Origin of the sequence: Pseudoflavonifractor phocaeensis, assembly GCF_016901735.1 — a bacterium.
Lineage (GTDB): Bacteria > Bacillota > Clostridia > Oscillospirales > Oscillospiraceae > Pseudoflavonifractor_A.
In genome coordinates this window covers 1-247 of the sequence record NZ_JACLZC010000246.1, presented here as the reverse complement: position 1 = coordinate 247, position 247 = coordinate 1, and the positions used below count along the sequence as shown (strand labels likewise).

Genomic DNA, 247 nt, shown 5'->3' with positions numbered 1-247 from the left:
AGGAGCCGAAGAAGGACGTGACAAGCTGCGATAAGCTGCGGTGAGCTGCACATAAGCTTTGACCCGCAGATTTCCGAATGGGGAAACCCGGCAGAGCAATACTCTGTCATCCTGCGTTGAATCAAATAGGCGTAGGAAGGGAACCGCCTGAACTGAAACATCTAAGTAGGGCGAGGAAGAGAAATCAACCGAGATTCCGCCAGTAGTGGCGAGCGAACGCGGAAGAGGCCAAACCAGAGGATTTATT

The 247-nt window shown here is 52.2% G+C and carries 1 rRNA gene; it reads left to right on the top strand.

Annotated elements, in window-relative coordinates:
• Window position 1: 1 nt before the first annotated feature.
• Window positions 2-247 (top strand): 23S ribosomal RNA (locus H7U37_RS15460); the annotation flags it as partial.